Here is a 4,435-nt window from a genome sequence, read left to right as displayed (position 1 = left end):
TACACATCAACCAATGCCGGCTGGAGCGGGCAATGGAGGGGCTTTCGAGCCGCCAGCAGCTGGTCCTGACCCTGCTGCCGCTGTTGTTCCACGTCAACCACCCGCTATTGCCAGGCTACGTTTCTGGCGCCACCCCCGCAGGGGTTGCGGGGTACGAGCCGCATGCCGAGCAAATCGCCGATGCGCAGCGCCTGGCACGCTCGTTCGCTTACAAGACCCGCCACGGCAACCCACCACGGCCAATTCATGGCCTATTTCTGATGGGCAGCTTGGGCTCGCTGGCTCAGGCCGAACAAAGCGACATGGATCTTTGGGTCTGCCATGCCCCTGGCCTGGACGAGGCCCAGCGCGAGGAGCTGCGGCGCAAATGCCTGCTGCTGGAAACTTGGGCAGCCAGCCAAGGCGCCGAAGCACATTTTTTTCTGATAGACCCCCAAAGCTTTGCCCAGGGCCAGCGTGACAGCCAGCTCAGCTCCGACGATTGCGGCACTACCCAGCACTATCTGCTACTCGATGAGTTCTATCGCACCGCCATCTGGCTAGCCGGGCGCACGCCGCTATGGTGGTTGGTGCCGGCCTATGAAGAGCACAACTACCAGACTTACACGCAAACACTGTTGTCCAAGCGGTTCATTCGTAACCAGGACGCCCTCGACCTCGGCAATCTGGCGCATATTCCGCCCAGGGAATATGTCGGCGCCGGCCTGTGGCAGCTTTATAAAGCCATTGATTCGCCCTATAAATCGCTGCTCAAGCTGCTACTCACCGAAGCTTACGCCAGCGAGCACCCGAACGTGCGCTGCCTGAGCCTGGACTACAAGCAGGCGGTATTTGCCAATCACCTAGACCTTGACGAGCTCGACCCATACGTCATGGTGTACCGCCGAATAGAACGCTATCTGCAGGGCCGCGGCGAAACCGCACGTCTCGAACTGGTTCGGCGCAGCCTGTACCTGAAGGTCAATAAGAAGCTGAGCAGCCTGGACCGCAGCCGCAGTAATGGCTGGCAACGTCAACTGCTGCAACGCCTGACTGATGAATGGGGGTGGGACGCGCGCCAGTTGGCCATGCTCGACAGCCGCAGCCAGTGGAAGGTGCGTCAGGTCGCCGTCGAACGCCGGGAGGTGGTGGCAGAACTCAACCAGAGCTATCGCTTTCTCGGCCGATTCGCGCAAAGCCAGGGCGCCAGCAGCCGTGCCGAACAACGCGACCTCAATGTGCTGGGCCGGCGCCTGTACGCAGCTTTCGAGCGCCGGGCCGGCAAGATCGAAGTGATCAACCCTGGTATTGCTCCAGACATCGCCGAAGACACCCTGACCCTGGTGCAATCGCCGAACCGCAAGGAACCTGGCACGTATCACTGGGGGCTGTACAACGGCAACCTGGCGGTGCACGAATGGGAGCATTTCAACCCGATCAAGCGTTGCCGCGAGCTGCTTGAACTGTTGACCTGGGCACACCGCAACGGGGTCATAGACACCACGACGCGGCTGGCCCTGCACCCCGGTGACAGCGACCTCAGCGAGTTCGAACTGTTCAACCTGCTCAGCAGCCTGCAGCAAAGCATTCCTCTGCCACTGGGTAGCGTCAGCGAAGAATGTTTGCTGCAACCGAGCGCGGCGAACGCAGTCCTGCTGCTGGTGAATGTCGGCGTCGACCCGCTGCGCCAACACCGCGACCTGAACATCTTGATGACCACCGAGCGCACCGACTCGCTGAGCTATGCCGGTGTGCGCGAGAACCTGGTACTGACCCTGGACCAGATCACACTCAATAGCTGGAACGAGGTCCTGGTACAGCGTTACGACGGTGAGCACGCCCTTCTGCGTTGTCTGCAGGACTTTCTCAACAGCCTGGGCCAACGAAGCCACCGCCCACATTTACAGGTGCGCTGCTTCTGCCACAACCGCGCCCAGGCCATCAGCCAGCGGGTGGAAGAGATTTTCGACACGGCGCAGCTGCTGCTCGACCAGCGCCTGAATCACCGCTACCTGCTGCAAGTGGCGCAATACACCCATGTACTGGAATTGCTGCCCGGCCAGGTCAGCCTGGCAACCATGGCCGACCATGAAGCCCTGCTGGCTCACCTGGGCGAAGTGCGCAGCTGCTACAGCCCCTTGTACCTTGATGGCAATGCCCTGCAGGACTACGACCTGCCCCTGCTGCTGGAGCAAGGCCGGCGCAATTGCATTCAGGTGTTTTATCGCCTGTTCGATGGCTGGGCCGACCTGTATGTGCTGGATGAGTACAACGCGTTGTGGCAACAGCGCCTGCCGTTCTCTGATGAAAGCCACCTGCTGCTGCCGTTGCAACGTTTTCTGCATTCTGTGGTGATGCGCCACGACGCGCGCTTGCCACTGGATAGCCTGCAACTGGCCACACTGGACATTCAGTACGCGCAATTGATGCCTTCAGGTCCTGGCAAAGCACGTAGTGTCGAACCAAGGCCTGCGCCAAGCGTTGCCAGCGGCCAGCCTTATTACGAGGTGCAGGCCATCGTACAGGCAGGTGCACAGGGCGCAATGCACGTTACGTTGTATTGTGATCAGCGGGAGTTCTCCGAACTGGAGCATGGAGCCCTGCTCTACCAGGCAGTGGCCCGGCAGATCCTTGGGCAGCGCCGCGCAGCCGCGCAGTATCGCTGCTACATCACTGACCTGGACCTTTCCGAACTGCTGAAGGACGAGCAGGGCTCGACCAGCCTCTACCTGCATTACAAGGGTCAACTTGAGCATGCGCTCAACCGGGGGCTGGAGCAGATCCAGGCTGCGCCCGTCAACTCAACCCACTGACATTTCCCTCTGCATAGCCATGTGTGCCAGCGACATGCTCGAGCCTCATTCAATGACTGAGGTGTGTCATGAACAAGCAGAACTGGATGGGCAGTTTGCCCGAGCTGGGTCGCCTGCGTATTGATCAGCTGATCCTGCCGGGCAGCCATGATTCGGGCATGGATAAACAAGCCGACAACATCGTACCGCCGCAAGAGGTGACTCAGGACGTCGCGTGCATCGAGCAGATTCGCGGGGGTATTCGGGTGCTGGACCTGCGTGTACGTGCCAACCGCGAATACACGCCCGATTCACCCAACCGATACAAGCTGTATCACATGAGTACATCGGGGCGTACCGTGCTGGGCGACATCGTCGCCGAGCTGCAGCGTTTCTATGCCGAGCCTGGCAATGAACGAGAAATCATCATCCTCGACTTCCATCAGTTTGATAATTTCAGTGCCCAGGAGCACGAGTGGATGCTGGCTATGCTGGACAAGCACTTGGGCCAGCGGATCATTCCCTATGACTTGCACCCACTGACCCTGGAGCAGTTGTGGAATGACTACCCAGGCAAAACGGTGGTGATCGCCTACAACGATAAAGCTGCACCCGGCCACTGGGACGGCGTGGAACAGGTCTGGATGGGTGAGAACACACCTTCGACCGCAGAATTGAAAGCTTTCATGGACCTCAACAGCAAGCGCTATAAGCCCGATGGCACGCTACGCTCGATCCAGTGCGCCAAGTACAACAAAGTGCTGTTCACCCCTGACGACTTCAGCGACAAGATCGATGAGTGGTTCGAATCCGTAGACCTCGACAGCTACATCCAGGGCTTCCACATCATCAATACCGATTGGTCGCTACGCAGCCGTATCGTCGACAACTGCATCCACGCTTGCCTGCTCAGGGCGCAGAACACGCCCTGAAGGACCGGGCTTGGATTAGAGCTCGAAATCGCCTGCGGCCTCTGGCTGGTATTCGACCTCGAGCAGTTTGAGCTTCAACGTCTTGCCCCCTGGCGCCGGCCAGTCGATCTGCTCGCCTACCGACAAGCCCAGCAGCGCACACCCGATCGGCGCCAGGATCGAAACCTTGCCCTCACCGCCCGCGTCCTTGGGGTACACCAACGTCAGGTGGTAGTCCTTGCCGCTGGCCTGTTCCTGGCAATGCACCCGCGAGTTCATGGTCACCACACCAGCAGGCACTTGCTCATGGCCGACCACCTGACCGGCACGGTCCAGCTCTTGCTGCAAGGCCAGCACCCCCGGCGTGCTTTCGTCGAGGCTGTCGATCAGGCGCTCCAGACGCTGTACGTCCAGCCGGGTGAGGATGAGGGAAGGCTTGGTGCTCATGATCCAGTCAGGCTCCTTTGAACAGGCGGTTTTCTACCAGCAGATAAAGCAAAACCCCGCCCAAGGGCGTAATGCTGTTCACTTAAGCATTTGAGTCCAGGCTTGTGGTCGAGAAATCCGATACTGGTGATCTGGTGTCGGATTTTTTTTGGGTTCAATCTGAGGCTTTTAGCGCCTGTGAGATCGAGCGCCGCCCGCGCGGCGCATCGCGAGCTTTGCTCGCTCCTACGTTTGTTTCGGGCCAGTAACGCCTGTGGCAGGTGCGCGCGACCGCCTGGTTTGTACGACGCGATATCGCGCCATGCA

At 59.8% G+C, this 4,435-nt stretch carries 4 protein-coding genes; 2 read left to right on the top strand and 2 right to left on the bottom strand.

Features of this window, described 5'->3' with window-relative positions; translation table 11 throughout:
• Both ACK59H_RS22710 and ACK59H_RS22705 read left to right on the top strand, forming a co-directional pair.
• Window positions 1-2,792 (top strand): class I adenylate cyclase (locus ACK59H_RS22710; protein ID WP_409264961.1); only part of this gene is annotated, 2,792 nt, incomplete at its 5' end.
• A gap of 68 nt (window positions 2,793-2,860) precedes the next feature.
• On the top strand, window positions 2,861-3,703 hold the full coding sequence (locus ACK59H_RS22705) for a hypothetical protein (RefSeq protein ID WP_060478659.1): 843 nt from the start codon (window positions 2,861-2,863) through the stop codon (window positions 3,701-3,703).
• A gap of 15 nt (window positions 3,704-3,718) precedes the next feature.
• On the opposite strand, the gene rnk is transcribed toward ACK59H_RS22705, so the two are convergent.
• Both rnk and ACK59H_RS22695 read right to left on the bottom strand, forming a co-directional pair.
• Window positions 3,719-4,129 (bottom strand): nucleoside diphosphate kinase regulator, encoded by a 411-nt coding sequence (rnk, locus tag ACK59H_RS22700; protein WP_060478658.1) that lies wholly within the window; start codon window positions 4,127-4,129, stop codon window positions 3,719-3,721.
• Window positions 4,126-4,435: hypothetical protein (locus tag ACK59H_RS22695; RefSeq protein WP_409264960.1), on the bottom strand; the 310-nt coding region annotated here is incomplete at its 5' end. The genes ACK59H_RS22695 and rnk, both read right to left, overlap by 4 nt.

This window comes from Pseudomonas sp. KCJK9000, assembly GCF_046230725.1.
Taxonomy (GTDB): domain Bacteria; phylum Pseudomonadota; class Gammaproteobacteria; order Pseudomonadales; family Pseudomonadaceae; genus Aquipseudomonas; species Aquipseudomonas promysalinigenes.
This window is presented reverse-complemented; position numbering and strand designations above follow the sequence as displayed.

Excerpts from the sequence above, each read along its gene's own strand:
- ACK59H_RS22705 (WP_060478659.1), top strand. The coding sequence starts at position 2,861 with ATGAACAAGCAGAACTGGATGGGCAGTTTGCCCGAGCTGGGTCGCCTG.
- rnk (WP_060478658.1), bottom strand. The coding sequence starts at position 4,129 with ATGAGCACCAAGCCTTCCCTCATCCTCACCCGGCTGGACGTACAGCGT.